The sequence below is a fragment of the Micromonospora sp. CPCC 205554 genome, assembly GCF_036902745.1.
Taxonomy (GTDB): domain Bacteria; phylum Actinomycetota; class Actinomycetes; order Mycobacteriales; family Micromonosporaceae; genus Micromonospora; species Micromonospora tulbaghiae.
This window is the reverse complement of the sequence record NZ_JBAKHP010000033.1, coordinates 25,557-50,150: the sequence shown is the minus strand read 5'-3', so window position 1 is coordinate 50,150 and position 24,594 is coordinate 25,557. Positions and strand designations below refer to the sequence as shown.

The 24,594-nt window shown below is 72.9% G+C and carries 19 protein-coding genes; 15 read left to right on the top strand and 4 right to left on the bottom strand.

Going from position 1 to position 24,594, the window contains the following annotated elements:
* The first annotated feature begins 24 nt into the window (after nt 1-24).
* The 5 genes from V6U82_RS27645 to V6U82_RS27625 all read left to right on the top strand — a co-directional run bounded on the left by V6U82_RS27645 (nt 25) and on the right by V6U82_RS27625 (nt 11,024).
* Nucleotides 25-585 (top strand): helix-turn-helix domain-containing protein, encoded by a 561-nt coding sequence (locus tag V6U82_RS27645; protein WP_334466243.1) that lies wholly within the window; start codon nt 25-27, stop codon nt 583-585.
* A complete protein-coding gene (locus V6U82_RS27640; protein WP_128137222.1) occupies nt 578-1,429 on the top strand; it encodes an SRPBCC family protein in 852 nt (283 codons plus the stop codon). Before V6U82_RS27645 ends, V6U82_RS27640 begins: the two co-directional genes overlap by 8 nt.
* 177 nt (nt 1,430-1,606) lie before the next feature.
* Nucleotides 1,607-5,236 carry an AAA domain-containing protein gene (locus tag V6U82_RS27635; protein ID WP_334466240.1) on the top strand — a complete coding sequence of 1,210 codons (3,630 nt, stop codon included), beginning with the start codon at nt 1,607-1,609 and terminating at the stop codon, nt 5,234-5,236.
* Nucleotides 5,233-8,493, top strand: coding sequence for a hypothetical protein (locus V6U82_RS27630; protein ID WP_334466237.1), 3,261 nt, complete (start codon nt 5,233-5,235; stop codon nt 8,491-8,493). The genes V6U82_RS27635 and V6U82_RS27630 overlap by 4 nt, the downstream gene beginning before the upstream one ends.
* Nucleotides 8,490-11,024 (top strand): HAMP domain-containing sensor histidine kinase, encoded by a 2,535-nt coding sequence (locus V6U82_RS27625; RefSeq protein WP_334466234.1) that lies wholly within the window; start codon nt 8,490-8,492, stop codon nt 11,022-11,024. Before V6U82_RS27630 ends, V6U82_RS27625 begins: the two co-directional genes overlap by 4 nt.
* Here the strand turns inward: V6U82_RS27625 and V6U82_RS27620 are convergent.
* Together V6U82_RS27620 and V6U82_RS27615 are read right to left on the bottom strand one after the other, a co-directional pair.
* A complete protein-coding gene (locus V6U82_RS27620; protein WP_334466231.1) occupies nt 10,978-11,718 on the bottom strand; it encodes a hypothetical protein in 741 nt (246 codons plus the stop codon). The genes V6U82_RS27625 and V6U82_RS27620 overlap by 47 nt on opposite strands.
* A gap of 152 nt (nt 11,719-11,870) precedes the next feature.
* On the bottom strand, nt 11,871-12,479 hold the full coding sequence (locus V6U82_RS27615) for a hypothetical protein (protein ID WP_128137952.1): 609 nt from the start codon (nt 12,477-12,479) through the stop codon (nt 11,871-11,873).
* 79 nt (nt 12,480-12,558) lie between these two features.
* Between V6U82_RS27615 and V6U82_RS27610 the strand changes: the two genes are divergently transcribed.
* Genes V6U82_RS27610 through V6U82_RS27590 form a run of 5 tightly spaced genes read left to right on the top strand, consistent with a single transcriptional unit; the run spans nt 12,559 to nt 17,170 of the window.
* On the top strand, nt 12,559-14,100 hold the full coding sequence (locus tag V6U82_RS27610) for a hypothetical protein (RefSeq protein WP_334466228.1): 1,542 nt from the start codon (nt 12,559-12,561) through the stop codon (nt 14,098-14,100).
* 43 nt (nt 14,101-14,143) lie between these two features.
* Entirely contained in the window at nt 14,144-14,377 is a 234-nt protein-coding gene (locus tag V6U82_RS27605; RefSeq protein WP_120571482.1) for a zinc-ribbon domain-containing protein, read from the top strand.
* Between the two features lie 3 nt (nt 14,378-14,380).
* Nucleotides 14,381-14,557 carry a hypothetical protein gene (locus tag V6U82_RS27600; RefSeq protein ID WP_158614778.1) on the top strand — a complete coding sequence of 59 codons (177 nt, stop codon included), beginning with the start codon at nt 14,381-14,383 and terminating at the stop codon, nt 14,555-14,557.
* Nucleotides 14,558-14,588: 31 nt separating this feature from the next.
* Complete coding sequence (locus V6U82_RS27595; protein ID WP_435122390.1) at nt 14,589-15,668, top strand: hypothetical protein; 1,080 nt, start codon at nt 14,589-14,591, stop codon at nt 15,666-15,668.
* A complete protein-coding gene (locus V6U82_RS27590; protein ID WP_334466219.1) occupies nt 15,665-17,170 on the top strand; it encodes a hypothetical protein in 1,506 nt (501 codons plus the stop codon). Before V6U82_RS27595 ends, V6U82_RS27590 begins: the two co-directional genes overlap by 4 nt.
* Nucleotides 17,171-17,180: 10 nt before the next feature.
* On the opposite strand, the gene V6U82_RS27585 is transcribed toward V6U82_RS27590, so the two are convergent.
* Complete coding sequence (locus V6U82_RS27585; RefSeq protein WP_334466217.1) at nt 17,181-18,134, bottom strand: S41 family peptidase; 954 nt, start codon at nt 18,132-18,134, stop codon at nt 17,181-17,183.
* Between the two features lie 77 nt (nt 18,135-18,211).
* Here V6U82_RS27585 and V6U82_RS27580 point away from each other — a divergent pair, with 77 nt between their 5' ends.
* The 5 genes from V6U82_RS27580 (at nt 18,212) to V6U82_RS27560 (ending at nt 23,062) form a co-directional block, all read left to right on the top strand.
* Nucleotides 18,212-18,709 (top strand): ArsR/SmtB family transcription factor, encoded by a 498-nt coding sequence (locus tag V6U82_RS27580; RefSeq protein WP_334466215.1) that lies wholly within the window; start codon nt 18,212-18,214, stop codon nt 18,707-18,709.
* Between the two features lie 129 nt (nt 18,710-18,838).
* A complete protein-coding gene (locus V6U82_RS27575) occupies nt 18,839-21,118 on the top strand; it encodes a putative bifunctional diguanylate cyclase/phosphodiesterase (protein ID WP_334466213.1) in 2,280 nt (759 codons plus the stop codon).
* Nucleotides 21,119-21,251: 133 nt separating this feature from the next.
* Complete coding sequence (locus tag V6U82_RS27570; RefSeq protein WP_334466211.1) at nt 21,252-21,884, top strand: hypothetical protein; 633 nt, start codon at nt 21,252-21,254, stop codon at nt 21,882-21,884.
* A 107-nt stretch (nt 21,885-21,991) separates the two neighbouring features.
* A complete protein-coding gene (locus V6U82_RS27565) occupies nt 21,992-22,750 on the top strand; it encodes a MerR family transcriptional regulator (RefSeq protein WP_334466208.1) in 759 nt (252 codons plus the stop codon).
* Nucleotides 22,751-22,777: 27 nt separating this feature from the next.
* Nucleotides 22,778-23,062: a putative quinol monooxygenase gene (locus V6U82_RS27560; protein WP_334466205.1), complete on the top strand. Its 285-nt coding sequence runs from the start codon at nt 22,778-22,780 to the stop codon at nt 23,060-23,062.
* Between the two features lie 4 nt (nt 23,063-23,066).
* On the opposite strand, the gene V6U82_RS27555 is transcribed toward V6U82_RS27560, so the two are convergent.
* On the bottom strand, nt 23,067-24,575 hold the full coding sequence (locus V6U82_RS27555) for a GntT/GntP/DsdX family permease (protein WP_128138035.1): 1,509 nt from the start codon (nt 24,573-24,575) through the stop codon (nt 23,067-23,069).
* Nucleotides 24,576-24,594 lie beyond the last annotated feature (19 nt).

Genomic DNA, 24,594 nt, shown 5'->3' with positions numbered 1-24,594 from the left:
TTGTACGTACAAACTGATTTTGCCATGAGAGACGTCCTGTATCTGGAACAGCGCGAGCAGGCCGAAGTCCTGCTCAAGCCGCAGCGCATCGAGGTGCTGCGGCAACTGGCCGAGCCCCGCACCTGCACCGAGGTCGCGGCCCGGCTGGAGCAGACGCCGCAGCGCGTCTACTACCACGTCAAGCAGCTCGTCGCGGCCGGGCTGGCCGAGCAGGTGGCGCAGCGGCAGGTGCGCGGCATCACCGAGGGCATCTACCAGGCCGTCGCCCGGTCGTACTGGCTCTCGCCCCGCCTGGTCGGCCGCATCGGCGGCACCCGCCGGGCCCGCGACGAGCTGAGCCTGGGCTACCTGCTCGACCTCATGGAGGAGGTCCAGGCCGACATCGCCGCGCTGGACCGCACCGCCCCCGAACTGCCGTCCGTCGGCGTCTCCGGCGAGATCCGGGTGCCCGCCGAGCGGCGGCAGGAGTTCCTGCACGACCTGCAGACGACGCTGCAGGACCTGTTCACGCGCTACGGCGGCGCCGAGGGAGACGCCTTCAAGCTCGCCGTGGCCTGCTACCCGAAAGGCGACAAGCATGACTGAGCCGATGACCATCCGCGCCCGCCTGGCCGCACCGGTGGCGACCGTCCGCCGGGCGCTGACCGACCCCGCCGAGCTGCGCGTGTGGCTCGCCGAGCACGCCGAGGTCGAGCTTCCCGTTCGGTACGAGTTCTGGGGCCGCTACACGCCCGAGGGCGACGCGCCACACCAGCGGCTGCTGCACGCCGACGACCGGACGCTGCGCTTCGCGTGGACGCTCGACGGGGTGGAGACCACCACCGAGTTCGAGCTGGAGCCCGACGGTGACGGCACCATACTCACGCTGCGGCAGAGCCACTTCAGCTTCGAGGAGGCGATGAGCGGCAGCAGCATCCGCGGTGTGCTCCAGACGTACTGGTACCTGGCGCTCGCCAACCTCAACGACCACCTGGACGGCCGGCCGCTGCTGCCGCGTACCGACTTCACCTCCGCCGACCTGCGCGGCGAGCTGCTGATCGACGCGCCGATGGACAAGGTGTGGACGTCGCTCACCGACTCGGAGCAGGCGGGCGCCTGGTTCGGCTACCCGATCGGTATCGAGCCGTGGGAGGGCGGCCGGTACGCGATGGGCGGCTTCGACGCCGGTCAGGCCGCGAAGGTGTTCGACGTGACGCCGGGACGGGGGCTCTCCATCGACTGGGGACCGACCGGCGTGACCTCCTGGGAGCTGGACGAGTCCGAGGGCCGGACGAAGCTGACGTTCGTGCAGTCCGGCTTCGACGAGGGCAACCCGCCGTACGGCGCCTGGACCGGCATCGTCTCCGGGTTCGCCGAGCTGCGGCGCTTCCACGAGGTGCCGGACTGGCGTCCGATCTGGTTGACCGACGAGGTCCCAAGCGGCGCCTGACAACCGTCGTGAGGGCCCCGTGCGGAGATGCGGGGCCCTCACGTCAGTCGGATTTGCGTCACCCCGAGCGGGCTGGCCGGATCTAGACTGGTCGACGTTGCCCGACGCACGACGCGGCTGCGTCCGCTGTGCTCCTCACCCGCGGCGAATGAGGGCAACGAGCTGTCGAGGACATCCGTGACCGGTGAAATCGTCGACCAGATCGTCGACCGATACTTTGGACGGAACGGGAGAGGGCACGGACCGTACGTCCCCCCCGGTGGCGCGTCGCTGTCGAGCGTACGCACCGACATCATCCCCGGCACCCTCTACCGTTACGAACTGGTCGACGGCGACGGCCGGGCGTTGATCCTCCAGATCTACCTCAACATCGCGGCGCTCGGCGGGTTGATGTGGGAACAGGAGATCCGCGTCCTCCTGCGCGCGAACGGGTTGCGTCACCCGGCGCTGCCGGAGATCGTCGACGGTGGCTACGAGGACGACGGGGAAGCCACGCGCAACGGGTTCGCGTTCGTGGTCACCCGCGGTGGGCTCAACACGCTCGCCAGCGTGGCGGGCAGCACCGGCTTCCTGCACGCGCGCCCGGCCGAGGCGCTGAGGCACTTCTCCATGCTCGCCAACGCCCTCGCCATCCTCCACGACCACGGCCTGATCCACCGCAACCTGTGGACCGGCTCGATCACAGTGGAGTCCGCCAACGAGGAGACCGACGAACTGGTCCTGCGTCTGTCGCGGTTCGAGATGAGCACGCTCGTGGCGAATCTGCTGCGTGCGGCCACACTGGACGCGTCTTCGACCAGCGACCAGGTACGCGAGCTGCTGCTCGACCAGAGTGACGGCTCCCGGGCGCTCCTCTACGCCTCGCCGGAGCGGATCGACTTCCTGTTCCCGCCCGCGGACCGGGGCGGTTTTCTGGACGACCAGCGGTCCGACGTCTACAGCCTCGGTGTGGTGGTCTGGGAGTGGTTCTTCGGGCCGCTGTCGGTCGAGGTCCCGGCGCAGCTCGGCGACCCGGGCGAGGTGCAGGCGTGGGCACGTGCGGCCCGGGAGCGGATGCGGACCCGCCTCCGGGAGGAGCGGACCATCCCGCGCGCACTGTGTGACCTGCTGCTGCTGATGCTCGGGGAGCGGCCGGGCGACCGTCCCGAGTCGTCCACCGTCGTGGCACGGCTGGCCGAGCACTACGCCGTGCTGGCCAACCACTTCACGGCGCGGGTGAGCGACCGGCCGTTCCTGGTGGCCTACATGCCCAAGGAGTCGATCCCGACGATCTATGAGTGGGGCTGGATCCGGTCCAGTCCGATGACGCCCGAAGGGCGGGCGGAACTGGCCGCGTTCCTGGAGCACGACCTACGCGCGGCGATCCTCGTCCACGCGCCGCACGGCGCCGACCCGTACATCGACGCCGGCACGCACGCCGGCAAGCGGGAGGCGCGGCAACTGCTCGTGGGCGAGCGGGCGGCCTGGTTCTGCCAGCCGTTCCGCCCCACCAACGCGTTGGGCGTCGCGAGCGCCACCCCGATCGACGAGGTGCTGCTCATCAAGTACGTGGTGCCGCTGGAGAGCCAGCGTGCCCGCCGGATCCAGGCGCAGCTCGACCGCAGCCGCTTCCGGCAACGACCGACGCCGATCCAGGCGATCGCCTACGACATTCACCCCAGAGAGCTGGAGGCGCAGCGGGCGGGTCGTCCCTCCTGGCGCCCGTTGATCGAGTCGGTTCGCTCGCCCGTCGAACGGACCCCGGACGAGATGGTCTACGAGCAGGCGATCGAGTGGCTGCTCGAATACCAGGGAGTCGAACTCCGGGCCCGGGAGTACGCCTACAGCCGGGTCGAGACGTCCGGCGGCGGCCAGATCAAGCTGGTCTTCGACGACATGCGGGACCTGGCGCGCCAGCACAACCAGCCGATGCTGGCGAAGTACGCCTCGTCGACCCGGCGTCGCCCGCCCTTCGCCCGGTTCTTCGAGAGCATGGCGTTCCAGGACGGCAACGCGCTGATCGAGGCGGTCGCCGACGACCGGGGCCTGCCGTCCGACCGGCTCTTCAGCGGCAAGGTTCGGTTTGTCCGGTACGACAACGACACCACGCTCGTCGTGCAGGCCACCGGCGGGACCGGCCGGCTGCCCGAGCACGGCTGGTTGCGCCCCGCGGACGACTTCGGGACGCGGATCGCGCTGCGACGCCAGATCGCTGCCCGATGGGAGTTGCTGGACAATCGCACGCTGCTGGACCAGCTACGCAACCCGGTGACCATCCGGGGCATGCCGACGCGCTGGCAGCAGGCGATCCACGCCTTCGACAACGGAGACCCCAAGCCCCGGCCGCTGAGCGGCAGCAGCGCGGAGACGGTACTGGAAATGCTGGTCTCCCAGCCGTTCTACGCCGTGCAGGGGCCACCGGGCACCGGCAAGACCGAGATTGCCAGCCGGGCGGTCGCCGCGTACCTCACCGCGGACCACGGCTCCCGGGTGCTGATCTCGGCCCAGGCCAACTTCGCCCTCGACAACCTCGCCGAGCGGCTCCTGCGCTACCTGGGCGCCCTGGACGAGCAGGGCCGTATGGTGGTCAAGCAGGACCTGTTGCCGGTACGCATCGTCTCGCCGTCGGCGGACACCGTGGACACGACGCCGATGGGACAGTTCAAGCTCTCCCAACTGACGCCGCAGCGGCGGAAGATGATCGCCGACGCGGTCAAGCAGGACCTCTCTCGCGACGACGGCTGGACCGAGGTGCGGGAGCAGTATCTCGCCGTCCTGCCAGCCGCGCTGCCCGAACTCGACGACCGGTTCCTGCGCGGCGCGAACCTCGTCTTCGCGACCTGCCTCGCGGCGACCCGTGGCGCGCTGGCCACCACCGACAGCTCGCTGTTCGACTGGGTGGTGGTCGAGGAGGCCGCCAAGGCATGGCCGGGGGAGCTGGCCATCCCGCTCTCCCAGGGGCTGCGCTGGACCTTGCTGGGCGACCACAAGCAGCTTCCTGCGCACCGGCGTGAGGACGTCCTCAGCTTCCTCGGTGAGTGCGCGCTCGACCCGAACCCGGATCTCAACGTGCACGGACGCCGGCAGGCTGAGTACGAGCGGGTGTTCTCGCTGTTCGGTTCGCTCTTCGCCGAGGATCTGCCGGCGGCACGGGGACCTCTCAACCGCCCGCTGCGTACCCTGGACAGCCAGTTCCGGATGCGTCCCGCGATCGGCGAGTTGGTGAGCCGGGTGTTCTACCCCGTGTCCGACGGGCCGGAGTGGACCGGTGGGAGCCTTCCGCCGGGCAGGGTGTCGTCACCGGCCGAGGGCGTTCCGCATGGTTTCGAGACCCCTGGGTCGATCAGAGGCCGGGACCTGGTCTGGCTCGACACCGCAAAGGTTTCCGCCTGCCAGGATCTTCCGGCGTGGAGCAACGAGGGCGAGGCGAGGATCGTGGCTGACTTCGTACGCCGGCTCCGGCCCACCCCGCCTCATGGAGGGCTCACCGTCCTCACCCCGTACCGCGAGCAGAAGGAGGTGCTCGCCCGGCTGGGCCTGCCGGTGGAGCAACTTTCCACCGTGCCGGCCTTCCAGGGACGCGAAGCGGACGTGGTGGTTCTGTCCCTGGTGCGCGACCGGCGCCGGGGGGACTCCCCGATCAGCAACATCGGATATCTGATCCAGCCCGAGCTGGTAAACGTGATGATGTCGCGCGCCCGCAAGCTGCTGGTCATCGTCGGCAACTTCGACCACTTCGCCGGCGTCGGCGATTTCTGGGCCCGGGTCTGCGCCGGCGTGGAGCAGTTCGGGGTACGCCTCGACGCGGCCGAGGTGACGGGGGAATGAGCGCCACGACGCTGTACGTGCCGTGCGAGGTGGTCCGGGTGCGAGTCACGCTCGGATACGGAGACGGGCTCAGCCCGATCGAGTCCGTGACGCTCGGCGCGGTCTGCCGGCGACCGGACGGCGTGGCCGTCGAGGAGCTGCTGACCCTGTTCCGGCTCGGCGAGCGGGTCACCCTGGATCTGCTCGGCGACCTGCTGCGACGTGGATACGTGGTGGTGGACTTCGGCACGGCGATGGTGCGCCCCGCGCCGGGGATCGACCTGGCCCGGCTGAGCGAATTGCGCGGCGCGGAACGCGCCAACGCCACCGTCGACCTGATGGTCGACCGCTTGGTCGGCGCGGTGTTCCCGGTCGAAGAGGGCCTGCGCCGTTCGGGTGACTACCGGTTCGAGGTGCCCGCACCGCTGACCGCCCACCAGGACCGGATCACCGAGGCGCAGTTGCTGGCCGTGCTGGACCGCGCCTTCGAACAGGAGCAGCTCCGTCGCAGGGAGAAGCAACTTCCCGGCCGCGCCCGCCGGGTGCTCGCCGCCCACCTCGCGCCGGACCACCTCGGCAGCACCAGCGAGCTGCGCTGGCTGCCGGTGGACGTCACGGTCCACCAGGACGAGGCGACCCAGTTGCTCCGGTTCGCGGTGACCGACCGCCGGCTGACCGTCGCCCAACGGGCGCTCGCGGAGTCCCGGCTCGGGCAACTCGTGGCGGACCAGTCCGACAGCCGCTTCGCCCAGGCGCTCCGCGGCCGCGTGGACCGTACCTTCGCCGAGCCACCGACGCTGCCGGAACTGCTCACCCGGTTCAACCGGCGGACAGCGGCGGCCGGGCACGCCGCGGCGGGCACCCGGAGCCAACGCCACCAGGACCTACGGGCCGACTACGAGAGCATCGCGAACGAGCTACGAGCCCTGCGCGACGCCGAGGTCGAGGCCACCGCCGTCGGTGGGCGGGAACGACACGACGAACTGGTCGCCCAGCTCGTCGCCGACGCGCGCCAGCAGGTCGTGCTGGTGTGCCCGACGCTGCACTACGACGTGCTCATGCGCTACTTCCCGCTGCTGGAGGCAGCGCTCGGGCGGGGCGTCCAGGTGGTCCTGATCTGGGGTGACGGCCGGGAGGCGGAACTGCCCCCGAAGGTCCGCACGGCGCTGTCCAGCCTCCAGTGGCGCAACGACGGCAGAGACCTGTCGCGGTTGCTGTCGTCGACCATGCCCAGCCGGCTCAACGCGGCGCTCGTCGTCGCCGACGACCGGCAGGCGCTGGTGACCGGCTACCACTTCCTGCGCCGGGAGGAACACGGTCTCGACCAGCTCGGTCTGCATGTCCGCGCCCCGCACGACGGGCCCTGCCTGCCGATCGAATCGTTGCTGCTGTGGGCCCGGCGCACCCTACAGCACCAGTACGGGCAACTCATGCTGGTCCGGCACGACGAGTTCGACCCCGCCCCGGTGGGCACCTTCGTGCGCGCCGTCCACACCGCGTCCCGCTGGCCGGAAGCGGAGGTGCCGGCGCCCGAGCCGCCGCCGGAGGGGGAGACGGACGAGCTGATCGCCAGCCAGGTCAAGCTGTGGGCGGAGCAGTGGCAGAGCGCCGCCGCCCGGCTGGCCCAGCTCGTGGCCGGTCGTACGCTCCCGCGCGTGCGCCTGGTCGAGGACGCCGCCCACCGGGAAATGCTCTGGGACGCGCTGCGCCAACCCGGGCGGCGGCTCGTGCTCGGGGGCTACCTGGCGCACCCGGACGCGCTTGACCCGCATCTGCTCAAGGCCGTCGACGAGCGGGCGGCGGCTGGGCGTCGGGTCTCGTTCATCTACCACCGGTCGACGGCCTCGGGCACCGGCCGCGACGCCCACGGCTCGCTCCAGGGGCTCGGCGGCGCCACGCCGGTGACGGCCGAGCGCCGGCCGACCAACGCGCGGGTTCTGTTGACCGACGACCGGGCGGTCGTGGGCAGCTTCGACTTCGTGCGCAGCAGCGGCCGGACCGGGGCGCGTTACCGGGAGAGGGCAGAACTCGGCCTGGAGGTCGTCGGGCGGCAGGTCGTCGACGACGTCGCCCGGCTGCTCGGCTTCGAGGTGACGGAACCCGAGCCGTCCGCCGCCGGTGAGCAGGCGTCGATCGTCGAGCTGTCGGCGGCCGGACGGCTGCTCGGGGCCGTGGCGCACCTGCCGGCCGACGATCGGGCCGGGGTGGTCGTCGCCCACCTGGCCGGCAACGCCGAGGACTGGCAGCTCCTGGACGACCTGCGCCGTGTCGACGCGCCGGACGAGATCCTGCGTGTCGCCGCCGCCGCGGTGCTGCGCGAGGACCGGGAGCGGGGCACGCCGGCGGCACAGCGCTGGCTGCACTGGTTGACCGGGGAGGCATGGCGCAGGGGCGCGTTCGTCGAGGCGGCACTGCTGCGGTCCGGGGTCCTCGATCCGGCGCTGCGTCCCCGCGTCCGGGTCGCCGCCGCGGCCGCCGCGCGCCGCGGGCCCCGGGTCGGCAGCGCCGTCATCGACGCCTGGGCCGACGACCTGGCACCGGCGGAGCACCAGGCTCTCGCCGTGCTGGCCGCCGTGGACCTGCTCCTGGCCGACGGGCGGCCGGCCGTGCTGTCCAACCTGGTCGACAGCGACGTGCCCGACCTGCTGCCGCTGTTCGAGCTGGATGAGCCGTGGGCGGATCTCGTTGCGCTGACGACGAGGTACTGGAAGTCCACCAGCGGGCCGTTGCCGCTTCGTGTCGTCAACGCGGACAATGCCGGCACCGACCGGCAGCAGGTCCTCGACGGCGCCTGGCAGGCCCTGGGCGCCGCCGTCGACCAGTGCCGCAACGCCCGTCTCGGGTTCAACCTGGCGAGCCGGCACCTGTTCGGCGCGCAGGGCGCATACCACGCGATCGTGGGCGCGGTGGCGGACCGGAACGTGGTCGCGGTGCGGGAATGGGTGACGGGCGCCGGTGGGGTGGACGCGCAGGAGCAGTTCAGTGCCGCCGAGCGGGAGGCCGCGGGCCTGCGCAAGCCGACTCCGGTCGCGCGCACGCAGCCGTACGTGGACCGGATGCGGCGGATCCAGGACGCGGCGGCCGCGCTGCTGCGATGCCACGACGAGGAGGTGAGCGAGGCGCAGGACACCCGCGCCGACGCGGCCCGGGTCTTCGCCCGCCGGCTCCACCACCTATGGCCCCGCCTGCGCCAGGCGCCTGTCCAGGGTCCGGAGTCGGCGGTGATCGAGGCGGCGTTGGACGATCTGGCGTTCGTGGAGAGGTGGGGCTCGACGTGAACGAGATCCTGATGGACACGCTGCCCACGTGGCCGCAGCGGTGGCGGTTTCCCGAGCTGGTCGCCGTGCTGGAACGGTCGGCCGACCCGGACGACGCCGACATCCTCGACGCCCTGCTGGACGGCCTCGCTCACCCGGTGGCCGACGCCGCCGACGCGGTCCGCCGGCTGGTCGGGCAGGGCGAGTTCCGGATCGCCGCCGACCTGTGCCGGGACGACGCCCTGATGGGGGCGGTGACCGCCACCGAACGGGCCGCGCTGTCCGCCGTGATCGTCGAGGGCGAGCAGGCGGCCCTGGCCGACGTGGAGCGGCGTCGCAACGAGTTCGTCCAGCGTGAGCAGCGGGCCGGGATCCCGACGTCGGAGCCGGAGGGCCTCCGGGCGGCCGTCGGCCGCCCGGCCGAGCTGAGGGTGTTGTACGACAGGTGGCGCGGCCGGATCGAGGACGCCGAGAAACGGCAGGCTCGGGAGATCCGCGAGCAACTCGGTGCCGGGCCGGACGACGCCCCCGAGTGGAGGGAGGCGGTCGAGGCCTGCATTACGGCGGGTGAGCTGCCCGCGGCCAGGGAGATCCTGGAGGCCGGCCCGACCGCGTACCCGGACGCCTCGCCCTTCGCGGTGCGGACCCGGGCCGCCTGGCCCTGGGGACAGTGGACGCTGGTGCAGCTCCTCCAGTGGTACGCCGACCCGGGCCTGGCCCAGGCGGGCTTCAACGCGCGCTGGCGGCCACCGGCGGACGACGATGCCGCGACGAGCGTGATCGACGCGTTGGGGGCGCTGCGCGAGACCGTGGACCGCACCACGGTCGCCGAGTTCGTGCGGGCCTTCCACATCCTCCTCGACGTGCCCGGCGTCGCGCAGGTGGTGGAGACCGTGGCGGGAGGCTACCGGTCGGAGCTGCGGGGGCTCACCGACGCGCGGTTGCCCCGGGAACTGCTGCCCGACCGGATGACCCTGTGGTTCGGTCCGGCCGACTGGACCCCACCCGCGCAACGTGGCCCCGCCGTGTGGTTCCGGCTCGACGCACCCGCGTCCGCCCGGTCCGACGGGCCCGCCGTGCTCACCCCGCAGACCGTGTTCGAGCTGGTCGCGCCGGACAACGGCCGCGCCCAGTCGTACGCCACCCGGCGCATCCACCTGCTGCGCGAACTCTGCCGGCAGTTCGACCTCGACGACCTGATCGGTCCGGACACCGAGCTGCTGTTCGACCCGGCGGCCTTCCGCACCGGGGTGGGCTGGCTGCTCGAGCTGCTCGGTGTCCGCGTCGACGGGGTGACCCTCGACACGCTGCTCTACGACACCGCCCGGCATCCCGTGCTCCTCCGCGCCGCCCTGGACCACCTGCTCGGGCGGCGAGCCTCCCGGCCGGACCGGCTCACCACGCAGGCGCTCGCGCAGTGGCGCGCCGACCGCACCGGTGCGGAGCGCCTCTGCGCCCGCCTGCGGCGGGGTCTGGACCAGCGCTCGGAGGCGGTACTCGCCGCGGCCGTCCTGGTGGGCGTGGACTTCGGCGCGGAGCCGTTCACCGCCGACGACCTCGCCGCCCGGCTGCTGGAGGCGCAGTTCGAGGCGGGGGCGGACGGGCCCCGGCGGCCGGTGACCGACCTGATCGACGTCGACCGCGCGCTGGCGCGGCTCGTCGACACCGGGCTCGTCCTCGTCGGGGACGACGGCCACCGGCTGCGCAGCGCGGGCCTGCTGTCGCTGCTGACCGCCGGCGCCGACTGGGCGGCCGTGGCCGCCGAGATCCTGGACCGCCTGGCCGCGCGGTTCGACGAGGTGCTGGAGAGCGTGCAGACCGAGCTGACCCGGCAGGCGGTCCTGCACTGGATCAAGAACGACCTGGAGGCGCTCGACCTCCAGGTCGACGGCATCGGGGAGTACGCCGACCAGCTGCCGAAGGACCTGCGGACGCTGTGGGAGCTGCTCGCGGAAACCCTCAGCCGGCTCCGGACGGCGCGGCAGGTGGCCGGCGACGGCATCAGAGAGCGGTTGCGGGCCGAACGGGTGGATCTGGTCCGGCTGCTGGAGGAACTGGTCGCCATGGAGCGCCGCTACCAGCGCGACGCCGTGCTCGAACTGGATGCCGAGGACGGCCCGGTCTTCGTGGAGGCCAGCTACTTCCTGCTCGATCAAGCGGTGCGGAACCTGCTCACCAACGCGGTGCAGCAGTTCCGGACGCGCGGCGACGGCCGGATCCAGGTCCGGCTGCGCCGCCAGGCCGGCGCCCTCGCCTCCGGCCAGGGGGACTGGGCGATCATCGAGGTGCACGACTCCGGGCCCGGCCTCACGGCCGAGCAGCGGGAGCGGTTCGAAGCGGGGGAGAGGTTCAGCGGTCGCACCGGTGGGGAGGGCACCGGCCTGCGTTACGCCCGCGCACACATCGACTACTGCGGGGGCAGCCTGACGCTGGAACCCGGTCCCGGTGACCTGGGTGGGGCCCACTTCCTGATTCGGCTGCCTCTGGCGCCGTCGTCGCCGGAGGTCAGTCGCCAGGGCCGAACAGGCGCTCGATCATGCTCCGGACGTTGATCCCCGCCTGACCCTCACCCTTGCGGTAGACGCCGACCACCCCGTAGCGCGCGATGGTGTCGGACTCGAATCCGGGTGGGGTGTCGGCGGTCATCAGCACGCTGCGGGTGTCGGTGTACTGCTTCAGGTATTCCAGGATGTGCAGGCCGAGGCCGTCGTTCATGGTCTCCGCGAGGTGCCGGTCGACCAACGCGCCGTCGAAGTCGGGTGGGCCGTCGACGGTGAGCTGCTCCCACTCGTCGAAGTTGCGCACCAGGGTGCACTCGAACTGCGGGCGCAGCCGGTTCAGCAGGGTGCGGCCCAGCACGTCGTTGTCCTCGACGATGAGCAGCCGGCGGCGCGCCCCGGCGGCAGACGCGGGCCGGATGCCGAGGCCGGCCCCCGCGACGCGCGTGACCGCCGGCACCGGTGCGTCGACGACGGAGTCCCGCAGCGCCTCGGCCAGATGCGTGTGCCCGAGCTCGTCGAGATGATCTGGCAACTCGTCGAGCCGGCGGCGGCTCTCGACCAGGTCCCACAGCGCCGCCACCTGCTCGCCGTGGGGGAAGGACGCCCGCTCCGCCGCACTGATCCCGTAGAGGTCGGCCAGTTCCCGCCAGTTTTCCTGCTGCATCCGGCGGCAGAAGTCCACCTTGGCCGGTCCGGAGAACGGGTTGCTGCCGTGGCGGCGCGGGACCGGTCGCTGATCCAGCATCGTGGCCTGCCTCCTGCCGCGAGGTGCCGGCCGTTCGGCGCCTCGTCGATCGTCGTCAGCCCGCCCGGGCTGCCCGGGCCGCGGATGGATGAAGGGCTCCAGCACAGTGTGACCCGAGCACACCACAGCGCGACGGGCCGGGGCAACCGGGGTCAGAAGGCGAGGACGGCGTTGACGATCAGGACGAGGGCCAGGAGGGTGACGAAGAGGAGGGCGGCGAGCCGGAGCAGACGTACCGATTCGCGCAGTCTGTGGTAGCGCTGGCGGTGTTGCTGGATCCCCACCCACAGCTCGACCTCGGCGGCCTGCCGGATGTCGCGTGGGCTCTGACTCCGCACCGCTGTCCGGAACTCGTCGAAGCTCTTGACGTCCGCGACGGTGTCGGTGCCGTTGAAGAGCAGACTGCGGGGCAGCGTCGCGCCGCCCGGCAGGATCTCCCGGCTGCTGCGCGCGGTGACCAGGACGTTCGCCGCCTTGACCAGGGACGCGACCACGAGTACCGCGCCCAGCAGGGCCACCACGGTGAACGCCAGTATCCACCAGGCGGGCATGCCGTCGTTGCCGCCGAGGAATTGGCCGAGCAGCAACGCGTTGCCGGCGGAGAGGATCGCGCCCGCGCTGAGCACCACCGAGGCGCGACCCGCGGTGGAGACCCGCAGCCGGTCGTACCGTTCGATGTGCCACTTCAGCAGGTCCAGCGCCTCGTCGTGGGCGTCGTCGCCCCGTGCCGCCTCGCGGCGCTGGATCTTTCCGGTGGCCATGGACAGCCTCCCTGGTGGAAACGGCGCGGTAGCCTCGGCTGCCGGTGCCCTGTGGACGCCCACGCGGAAGGATAGATCCTTGAGTCAAACCGCCGGCGATCGTCTGACCAACCCCGACGTGTGGCGCGCCGCGCTGCCCGACGAGGTCTACCACGGCCTGGTGTCGTGGTCCCGGGCACAGCCGTACCGGTGGACCCACCGTCGATGGCTGACCGACGGGCGCAGCGGAGCCCTCGTCGCCGTCGTCCGTCGCATCCCGGACCGGGGCGTCATACGCCAGGTGATCCTGAAGCTGCTGCCGCCGGGCGCGGCGGAGCAGGAGACCCGCCAGGTCGGTCTGGCCCAGCAGCACTCGCCCGCGTCCTTCTGGCAGCGGCACATGGTGCCGACCATCGCGGAGTGCGCCGTCCCGGGCACCCACTGGTGGCTGCACCTGCAAGAGATCGCGCAGGCCGACGTCGGTGAACTCCGTCCGCTGTCGGCGCTGCTCGACCACCCGGGCCTCGGCGGGTTCTGCGAGAAGATCGTCCACGCGGTCGGCGACGAGTGGAGCGACGGACACGACCCCGCGCCGGTGGAGGGCACGGCCGTCGATCACCTGGGCGGGTTCCTCGCCGGCCACCGGGACCGCCTCGCGGACTTCGCGGGCCGGCACGGACTCTCCCTCGACCGGCCGTTCGACGAGGTGACGCTGCCCGGGCGACCGGACCCGCTGCCCGACCCGTTCGGCCTCCTGGCCGGCACGCTGCCGACGGCGCGTGAGGAGGTCGAGGTCTTCACCGGTAACGGGCACGGCGACCTGCATCCGGGCAACGTGTTCGTGCCGGTCCGCGACCAGGTGCACGCGGCCGACTTCCGGCTGATCGACCTGGGCCGCTTCTCGCCGGCCACGCCGGTGTCGCGCGACCCGGTCAAGCTCCTGCTCTCCGTGGCGGCGGCCTGGCTGCCGGCGCTGGTGCCCGGCTCGCCGTTGCGGTCGGCGCTCGCCGAACTCGTCGTCACGCCGCAGTGTCACCCGGCGGCGCCACCCGTGGCCGGCTATCTGACCGTCGCCCGGCAGATCCACGAGGCGGCGTCGGGTTGGGGTCGCCGGCGCGGGCTGGAGCCGGAATGGACACGCCAGCACCTGCTCCTGATGGTCGGGTCCGCGCTGCGGACCGTCGCGGACGACACCCTCCCGACGGCGGACCGGTGGTGGTTCCTGGAGGTGGCGGCCCTGGCCACGCGCGCCTTCGGCGAGTCGTTCGGGCCGGAGACGGCGCACCCGGCCACCCCGCCCACGCAGGAGGTGGCCGTACCCACCGAGTCGGTACCGGCGCGGCAGGCGGCACGGGAGCCGGCGGAACGCCCGAGGAGGGCCGCTTCGGTCGCCCACCCGGGCAGGGTCAAGGTCGAGTTCTGCCGCCGACTGGGCGCCAGTTGGGCCGAGTTGGCCGACGTACTCGACGTGCCGCCGCACGAGCGAGGTCTGTTCGTCACCGGCTCCGAGGGTCGTGAGCTGTGGGAATGGCTCCAGGTGCGGCACCGTCTGCCGGCCCTGCCCGAGGCGCTCGACCTGATCGGCCGGGACGACCTGGTCGAGTTGCTCGCCGCCCCCGATCCCGACCGCCGGACCGGGTGACATTCCGGGTGTCAGGGGCGGTGTCAGTGGGTACAGCGCCGGGATGTTCTTCATCTTCGGGTTGCGGACCAAGGTCGACAGGTCCGGCGTCGTCACCCAGGTCTGCCGCAACTGCGGCAACCAGGCCGCCCAGGTGATCACCCGCCGGGTCACCAGGTTCAGCCTCTTCTTCATCCCGCTGATCCCGCTGCGCACCCGGTACGCGCAGCAGTGCACGTTCTGCGGCGCCCAGTACGACATCTCGCGGGCCGAGGCCGAGCGACTCCCGGTCGGCTGACCGGTGACCCGCTTCCTCTGCTGGCTGATCGGCCGGCAGCCGGTCACCCCGCCCGCCGTACCGGTGCACACCGCCGCCCGCCCGCCCTGCACGCCCGGGCGCCGGCACCGCCGCCGCAGCCGCCGGGTCGCGGGGGCGCAGTCGCCCCGCTCGCCCTGGAACCGCTCCGCCGGCCGCTGAATCCCCGGGTGCGCACACCTATTCTGGGATCATGGGTGGCGTGGAGGAGCGGCTGGCGCAGATCCGGGGTGGTGGGCCGCCCCGGCGGCACAACGCCCGCACCATCGCCGCGCTGACCGGCAACCCCGGCTGCACCCGGCGCGCCGTGCTGGACAGCGCGGGCGCGGACAAGCCGGCGCTCGCCGAGCAGCTCGGCTTCCCGGCCCGGTTCGGCCAGTCCCGCTTCGCGATCACCCGGGGCAACGCCTTCGAGGCGCAGGTCAAGGCCGACGGCGGGGCAGAACTGCTGCGCCTGGTCGCGGAGCGGCTCGGCGTACCGGTCCCGACTGATGCCACCTGGACCGACCTCGGCGCCGACGACGACCGGCCGGAGCGGTCCCGGGCGGCGCTCACCGCGAGCGGCGACGGCCCGGCGCTGTTCGACCATCCGCTGCTCGGCCTGGACGTGGCTGGCACCCGCGTGCACCTGGAACCGGACCTGGTCGCCGCCCGGCTGGCCGGCCGGTTCCACGTTGTGGAGATCAAATCGTTCCCGGTGATCGACGGGCAGGCCGACCCGGGCAAGGTCGCCGCCGCGGCGATCCAGTCCGCCGTCTACGTGCTGGCGCTGCGCGAGCTGCTCGCCGCCGAGGGACGCGACCCGGAGCTGGTGTCGCACGAGGTGGTGCTGGTCTGCCCGCGCGACTTCGCCAACCAGCCGGTGGCCAGCCTGCTCGACGTGCGCCGGCAACTGCTGGTGCTGCGCCGCCAACTGGCCCGGATGGCCCGGGTCGAGGAGTTGCTCGCCGCCGTACCGGCCGGGTTCACCGTCGACCCGGCGGCCGATCCGGCCACGCTCGCCGCCGCGCTGCACCAGGTGCCCGCACGCTACGCGCCCGACTGCCTGGCCGCCTGCGAGCTGGCGTACTTCTGCCGGCACGAGGCGCGCGGGCGGACCGGCGCGCTGGGCCGGCCGGTCCGCGAGGCGCTGGGCGGCGTGGAGGACGTCGCCGACGTGCTGGCGCTCGCCGAGGGCGTGGCCGCGCCCGAGCCGGAGCAGGCGGAGGCCGCCGCGCTGCTGCGGGCCGCCGCGCGCCTGCGCGCCGACGCCCTCGCCGGACACCCCGCGTGAGTACGCTTCGCGCGCTCGCCCGGGCGCAGGCGGTCGCCTCCGGGCGGGCCCAGCCGGTGGCCACCGTCCGCCACCTGCACCTGTCCGAGCGGCCGCTGGTGCTGGTGCCGCTCGCGCTGGCCGGTGAGGCGAACGCCCCGCTGGCCGCGATGGTGGGCGCCGCGCCCGACGACGCCCGGCTGCTGGTGGTGCCGCAGCCGCGCAACCGGGACCAGCGGTTCGCGTTCGCCGCCGAGCTGGCCGGGATCGTGCTGCCGTACCTGGACGAGTTCCGCGACCTGACCGAGGCGGTGCCGGTGGACCGGGGCCGCGACGTCCGCCACCGGTACGCCGACGCGCCGCAACTGCTGGTGCCGAACCCGGCCGGGATCACGTTCCTGCGGCTGTTCGGCCGTTCCACCCGGTTCCGCCGGACCGACGGCGACTTTCCGGTGCACCCGTCGGTGCCGCTGCTCGGCCGCTGGCTGACGTTCTTCGCCGAGCGCGCCGAGCAACCCGGCTCGTCGGCGCTGCTGGCGCTCACCGACGCGCTGACGCTGCACTGGGCGACCGGGCAGAGCGTGGTGGAGGACCTGCACCTGCCGGCGGTGCTGGGCTGGCTCGACCCGCCGGCCGGGCTGACCGGCGCCGAGGCGGCGGCCCGCGCCGAGGACCCGGCCCACTGCCCGCCGGCCGGGCCGGCCACCGACCCGGACTTCGACAACCGCCGCCTCGCCCCGGCGATCGAGGCGTACACCCGGGCCGAGGACGACCCGGCGGCCCGCGCGGCCGCGTACGACGAGCTCGCCGGCCTGTTGCGCGACCAGCTCGCGCCCACCTGGGAGCTGATGTGGCGCGGCGTCGGGCTGCTGCGGACGCTGCCGGTCGGCGCGCGGGTGACCGGCCGGTGGGCCGGCGACCGGGACGCGTTCACCGCGCACGCCGAGCACGTCGACGCCGGGGGCGGCCCGCAGCCGCGCCGCGACGGCGCGGTGGCGGCGGCACTGCGGTTGCAGCGGCTGGAACGGGCGTCGACGGCGTGGGCGGTGCAGCGCGCCTACGACGATCCGCTGGTGATGGCCGAGCACCGGCTGTCCGGGGAGGCGTTCGTCGGCGAGGTGACGCTCGCCGACCCGGCGCGGGTGGACGACTCCGGCAAGCGGCCGGTGCTGCGCCCGCGCATCCAGGTGGTCACCACCGAACCGGTGCCGATGCCGGTCGGCACGACGCTGTACTCCCCGGCCCGCCCGGGCCAGAAGGCGAAGATCGTGTTCGTGACGCCCGGCGGCGACGGCAAGACCGAGGTGGTGCTGGAACTGTCCGGCGGGATGGGCCGGGGGCTGACCGCGCCGCCCGGCAGCGTCCCCGAGGTGGGCGAGCGGATCTGCCTGACCAGCCTTTCCGACGGCTTCCTGCCGGGCGGCGCGTTCCCGGCGCCCGAGGAGACGCCGTGGACGCACGGCGGGCCGCCCGGCACGGCCGCCGCACCGCAGGACCCGGCCCCGGCGGAGGACTGGTCCTGACCGGCGCGGCTCAGCCCAGGGCGGCGAGGGCCGTCCGCGCCTCGGCCGCCGTCGGCCGGTCCGGGTCCGCCGCCAGCAGCGCCTCCAGGCTCCGGCGGTACGCGACGTCGTGTGCCCGGTCGGCCGGGGTCTCCACGTCCGGGGCGACGCCGCAGCCCTCCCAGTTCGTGCCGCTCGCCGCGTGCACGGGCCGGGCCACCGGCACCGTCAGTTCCAGGTGCGGATGCAGCCGGTGCCCGATCCGGGGGCGCGCGCCGCCCCGGGTCGGCTCGCCGACCACAGTGGCCCGGCCGAACTGCTGAAGGTCGTACGCCAGCTCCTCGCCACCGGAGAACGTCGCCGGACCGGTGAGCACGTGGACCGGCTTGTCGGGGGCGTACCGGGGGACCGGCAGCCAGGCGGCGCTCCAGAACTGGCGGGTGGCGCCGGAGCGTTCGTGCATGGTGTGCAGGTGCGTCGGCTCGGCGAAGAACCAGCCGCAGATCAGCGCCACCCCGTCCGGGCTGCCGCCCTCGGTGCCGCGCAGGTCGAGCAGGAGCGCGTCGGTGCCGGCGAGCAGCCGCAGCGCGGCGGTCAGCGCGTGGCCGGCCAGGTCGGGCGGGAACACGTACGGCTGGATCTCCAGCAGCCCGACGTTGCCGGGCAGCCGTTGCACCCGGGTCACGCCGCCCATGCCGAGCGCGGCGAGGCGCGCGAAGTGCTCCCCGGTCGGGTCGTCGGCCTTGTCGGACAGCGGCTGTTCGTGGTGCTTGAGCCGCAGGTGCAGGTCGCCGTTGACCGACTGGAGGTCGGCGGTGACGAGCGCGCCGAGCGTGGTGGGATCGCCCGCATCGGCGTACGCCCCGGCGCGCAGCCGCTCGCGCAGGTGACCGGCGAGCCGGTCGGCGACGTCGGGAAGGACGTACTCGTCGGCGACCAGGCCGGCGGCCCGTTCGACGACGGTGGTGATCTGTTCTGGATCCATCGGTTCCCCGTTCTCCTGGTGGGGGAGAAGTAGAGCAGCCGGTTGACAAAGCGTCAAGAGAACTAGACGCTTTGCCGGTGACCGACGACCCGCTGGAGATCCGCGACCCGGCCCAGTTCAAGGCGCTGGCCCACCCGTTCCGGCACCGGCTGCTGTTCGCACTCGGGGCCGGCCCCGCCACGCTCAGCCAGCTCGCCACCCGCCTCGGCGCGGCGAAGGGCACGGTGGCCCACCACCTCGGGGTGCTGACCGAGGCCGGCATGGTCCGCCCGGCGCACAGCCGCCAGGTCCGGGGCGGCACCGAGCGCTACCACGAACGCACGTTCCGCCGACTCGTCGGCGCCGACACCGACGCGGGCGCCACTGCGGCCCTGCTGGGCGCGTACGCCGAGGAACTCGCCGGCGACCCCGACCCGCTCGTGCACCTGCGGCACCTGCGACTCACCCCCGCCCAGGCGCAGCGCCTCCGGTCCACGCTGGACGAACTGGTGGGCGAAGCCGAGGAGGCGCCGCCGGGGCAGGCGCGCTACGGCGTCCTGGTCTCCCTCTACCGGCACCCGCCTACGGTCCGCTGACCGACAGTCGTCGACTCTGGCGGCCGTCCCCGGCGCTGACTAGGCTTGCGCCGTCCGTCGTCCGGTCCTCGTCGTCGAGGGTGCACGTCTGGAAGAGAGCCGGAGCGCATCGTTGTATCCCAGCACGACGTGAGCCTCGCCGCCGCGGCGCCGGCCCGTCATCCGCTCGTCGGCCGTGTCGGACTCGTCGCGGCCGCTGCCGTCGTACTCGGCGAGATGGCCTGGCTGGCCGCCCGGCTTCCCGGCGCGGCACTGGTGAGCGACCTCGGCGCGATGGCGGTGTCGAGCTGGGCGGCGGTGCTCTGCGCCCGCGCGGCGCGACGACAGCCCGCCGTGCTGCGCCGGTTCTGGGAACTGCTCGCCGCCACCATGGCCCTCGCCGCGCTCGGCCGTGCGGTGTGGACGACGGAACGCCTCGGTGGGCTCGGCCTGCCCCACACACCGCTGGTGGCGGGCCTGTTCGCCGCCGGCATCGTCACCGGCACCGCCGCGCTGCTCTGCTCCCGCACCGGCCCGCGCAGCGTGATCGGCCGGGCCCGCACCCTGCTCGACGGGGTGATCGTCGGGCTGGCCCTCATCCCGATCGGCTGGGTGGTGGTGTTCCACCGGATCACCGACGCCGAGCTGGCCGACCCGATGCGGACGTTCGGGCTGCTCTACCCGATGTTCGACCTGATGCAGCTCACCATCCTGGTGGCGGTCGCCGGTCCGGGCCGGCCGATGTGGCGGGCGCTCACCGTGATCGGGACGGGCCTGGCGATCCGGTCCGGCGCGGACGCCGTCTACGTCTCGCTGGTCGCGCGCGGCGACTACACACCGGGTCACCCGGTCGACGTCTGCTGGCCGCTGAGCTACCTGCTCGTCGGGCTGGCCACCCGCTATCCACCCCCGAACGACGGGGACGGCGAGGACGACCTGGTCGACTCGCCGCTGCCGCCGTGGTGGCGGGTCGCCCTGCCGTACCTGCCGGTGGGCGGCGCGATCGTCGCGGTCCTGGTGTCGCGGCAGCCCAGCGGGCAGACCCCGCAGGTGGTCTTCGTCGGCATGATGGGCCTGCTCGGGGTGCTGGCGCTGCGCCAGGGGCTGGCCGCGAACGAGAACCTGCGGCTGGTCGGCCGACTGCGCCGCCTCGCGTACTCCGACCAGCTCACCGGCCTGCCGAACCGGCTGACGTTCGTCCGGCGGCTGCGGCGCGCGCTGCGCGCGGGCGGCCCGGTCGCCGTGGTGCTGCTCGACCTGGACGGCTTCAAGCAGGTGAACGACAGGTTCGGGCACGCCGCCGGGGACCGGCTGCTGACCGCCACCGCGGAGCGCATGCGGGACGCGGTCGGCCCGGACGGGATGATCGCCCGGCTCGGCGGCGACGAGTTCGCGGTGCTCGTGGCCGGGGATCGCCCGGTGTCACCGGAAGGGCTCGCGGTCCGGCTGCTCGCAGCCCCGGAACCGTTGCCCGGTGAGGAGGATCTCGGCGTCCACCCGTCGGCGAGCATCGGCATCGCCGAGTACGGGCCGCAGCACACCTCGCACACCGACCTGCTCCGCGACGCCGACATCGCCATGTACGCGGCGAAGGCGGCCGGCAAGGCCGCGTACCGCACGTGCACGCCGGAGCTGCGCGAGTCGGCGGTCAGCCGGGCCGAACTGATCGCCGACCTGCGCCGCGCGGTCGACGAGGGCCAGTTGCTGATGGAGTTCCAGCCCATCGTCGACCTGGACACCGGCACGGTACGCAGCGCCGAGGCGCTGGTGCGCTGGCGGCATCCCCGGCTGGGTGTGCTGACCCCGGCGCGGTTCCTGCCGCTGGCCGAGGAGACCGGGCTGATCGTCGCGATCGACAGGTGGGTCATCCACGAGGCGTGCCGGGCCGCGGCCACCTGGCGGGAGCACGCGCCGGACGTGACTGTCGCGGTGAACATCGCCGCCGCCCACCTGTGCCGGCCGGACCTGATCGCCACCGTCACCGGCGCGGTCGGCGCGGCCGGTCTGCCGCCTCGCGCGCTCACCCTGGAACTTACCGAGTCGGCGCTGATCGAGGGCAGCGAGTCGGTGCTCGACCGGCTGTCCCAGCTACGTGACCTCGGCATCCGCATCGCCATCGACGACTTCGGCACCGGCTACTCGTCGCTGAGCTACCTGCACCGCATCCCGGCCACCGAGCTGAAGATCGACAGGTCGTTCGTGTCCCGGCTGGACGCCGGAGACGCCCGGGCGTACGCCACTGTCGAGATGGTGAACCGGCTGGCCGGCGCGTTCGACCTGGCCGTGGTCGCCGAGGGCGTGGAGACGGTCGCGCAGCACGCGGCGGTCACCGCGATCGGCTGCCGGCAGGGCCAGGGCTGGCGGTACGGCCGTCCGGCCGCCCTGCCGGACCTGCTTCCCGCGTTGTCCGGAGCCGGCAGCGGGCGCTGACCGGCCCGGGTCGACGGGGGCCGAAGGTCCCGGACGGGACAGGGGATTCGACCCTGCTCACCGGCGGTCCGCCACCGCAGGATGGTTCTCGTCACCAAGTCACGGAAACACATCCTCCACACGGGAGCCTGATATGAAGCGACGGACGCTCGATCTGCTGTTCAGCATCGGTGGGCTGGGCCTGGCGGTCCTGCTGCTCGTCGTCGGCGTCGTCCTGACGACGAACGCCAACTTCGCCAACGACTACGTACGCGACCAGCTCGGCGCGCAGCACATCACCTTCACCCCGGCGGACAAGCTCTCCGACGAGGAGAAGAAGTCGGACTGCCTGCGCGAGTACGCCGGCCAGAAGATGACGACCGGCAAGCAGGCCGAGTGCTACGCCAACGAGTACATCGGCCTGCACCTGAAGAACATGGCCGGGGGCAAGACCTACGCCGACCTGGGCGAGCCGCAGAGCGCGCTGCGTGAGCAGGTGGCCCAGGCCGAGCAGAGCAACGCCGCCAACCTGGCCGACCTGCAGAAGCAGCTCGCCGAGGTGACCGCCCAGCGGGAGACCGTGTTCAAGGGCGAGACGCTGCGTGGCCTGCTGCTCACCTCGTACGGCTTCAGCGAGTTCGGCCGCAAGGCCGAGCAGGGGTCCCTGGCCCTGTACCTCGGCGCGGGCCTGCTCCTGCTGCTCTCGATCGCCGGCCTGGTGCACGCCTTCCGCACCCCGGCCAACGCGACCTTCGCCGCCCCGGAGAAGGAGAAGGTCACCAACTGACCGCACCGGCGACGCCCCCGGCCGATCCTGGTCGGGGGCGTCGTGCTTTCCGGCTTGACCCTCACGTTGCGGGAGGCGGGAGTCTTGGTCGCGGAAGGGAGGGAACCATGGCGTACACGGTGGGTCAGGTGGCGCGGGCGGCCCGGGTGACGGTCCGGACGCTGCACCACTACGACGAGATCGGGCTGCTGCGGCCCAGCGGGCGCACGCCGGCGGGCTACCGCCGCTACGACGAGGCCGACCTGGACCGGTTGCAGCTCATCCGCTACTACCGCGAGCTGGGGTTCCCGCTGGAGGAGATCGCCGAGATCCTGGACGATCCGGCCGCCGACCCGGTGGCGCACCTGCGCAGGCAGCACGAGTTGCTGTCCGGGCGGATCGGGAAGCTCCAGGAGATGGTCGCGGCGATCGAACACGCGATGGAGGCGAGGAAGTTGGGGATCCAGTTGACGCCGGATGAGCGGTTCGAGGTGTTCGGGGACTTCGACCCGGACGAGCACGCCGAGGAGGTCGAGCAGCGCTGGGGCGGCACCGAGGCGTACCGGCAGTCGCAGGAGCGCGCGGGCCGCTACTCGAAGGAGGACTGGCTGCGCAACAAGGCGGAGAACGAGGACTGGGGGCGGCGGTTCGCCGCGCTCATGGACTCGGGCGCGCCCGCTGACGGTCCGGAGGCGATGGCGCTGGCCGAGGAGCATCGGCAGCTCATCACCAAGTGGTGGTACGACTGCTCGTACGAGATCCACACCGGCCTGGCGGACATGTACGTGGCGGACCCGCGGTTCACCGCGTACTTCGAGACGTTGCGGCCCGGGATGGCCTCGTACCTGAACGAGGCGATCCACGCCAACGCGATCACCCGCGCCTGATCCGCAGCCGGTGGCAGGATGGCCGGCATGCTCATCGTCGCCGGCACCCTCTACGTCGATCCGGCCCGGCGGGACGCCTACCTGGCGTCCTGCGAGGCCGCCGTCCGAGCGGCCCGCGCCGCGCCCGGCTGCGTGGACTTCGCGGTCAGCGCCGACCTGGTCGAGCCGGGCCGGATCAACGTCTACGAGCGGTGGGAGTCCGACGAGCAGTTGCTGGCGTTCCGGGGCTCCGGCCCGGAGGCCGAGCAGGTGACGGAGATCCTCGGCGCCGAGGTGCACAGGTTCCGCATCTCGGGCGTCGAGGCCCCCTGACCCGCTAGATGAAGACGTCGAGCAGCAGGACGCCGAGGAAACCGACCACCGAGATGATGGTCTCCATCACCGACCAGCTCTTGATGGTCTGCCCGACGGTCAGCCCGAAGTACTCCTTCACCAGCCAGAAGCCGGCGTCGTTGACGTGGGAGAAGAACAGCGACCCGCAGCCGATGGCCAGCGCCAGCAGTGCCACCTCGGGGCCCTGGAGCGTGGCGGCCAGTGGCGCCACGATGCCGGCGGCGGTGATGGTGGCGACGGTGGCCGAGCCGGTGGCGACCCGGATGCCGACCGCCACCAGCCAGCCGAGCAGCAGCGGAGAGAGGTTCGCGCCCTCGGCGGCGTTCGCGACCAGGTCGCCCACGCCTGCGTCGACGAGCACCTGCTTGAAGCCGCCACCGGCGGCGACGATCAGCAGGATGCCGGCGATCGGCGGCAGCGAGCCGCCGAGGAAACCGGAGACCTGGGTACGGCTGAAGCCGGACCGGTAGCCCAGGAAGATCATCGCGAAGATGACGCCGGCGAGCAGCGCGATGATCGGGGTGCCGACGATGTCCAGCGCCTTGCGGCCGGCGGTGTCCTCGCCGAGCGTCAGCTCGCCGATTGCCCGCAGCAGCATCAGCACCACCGGCAGCAGCACCGTGACCACAGCCGCCCAGAGCGCCGGGGCGCGGCGCGAGCGCCGCCCGGCCGGCTCGTCGATCGCGCCACCGGGCCGTCCGGTGCCCGGGTTGACCAGGTCGTCCTCGGTGACCAGGTCGCCGTCGGCGTCGAGCCGGCCGTCACCGGGCCGGGTCGGGCTGAGGTCGGCGGCGTCGCGCCGGGTCGGCAGCAGCGCGGCGGGGGCGGTGGCCGGCACGTACCGGGCGATGAAGTTGCCGAAGACAGGACCGGCGATGATCACCGTGGGGATCGCCACCAGCAGGCCCAGCGCCAGCGTCTGACCCAGGTTGGCACCGAGCGCGTCGATCGCCACCAGCGGCCCGGGGTGCGGCGGCACCAGGCCGTGCAGGACCGACAGGCCGGCGAGCGCGGGAATGCCGATCTTGATCAGCGGGACGTTCACCCGCAGCGAGACGAGCAGCACGATCGGCACCAGCAGCACCACGCCGACCTCGAAGAACAGCGGCAGGCCGATGAGCGCGGCCACACCGGCCATCGCCCAGGGCAGCGCGGTGCCGGAGACCCGGCCGACCACCCGTTCCACGATGCCGTCCGCCCCGCCGGACTCAGCCAGCAGGCCGCCGATCATCGCGCCGAGCGCGATCAGCAGACCGACGCCGCCCACTGTGGAGCCCACGCCGCCGCTGAACGAGGTGACGATCTTGTCGACGGGTACGGCGGCGACCACGCCGAGCACCGCGGCACCGAGGATCAGCGCCAGGAAGGGGTGCACCTTGCCCCACGCGATGAGGAGCACCACCGCGGCGATGCCGAGGACGGCCGCGAGGACGAGCTGGGTGTCACCGGCGTTGGTGAGCGGTTCCGCGGGTGCGGCGAGCAGTGTGACCACGGCTATCACGCCCTTCGGT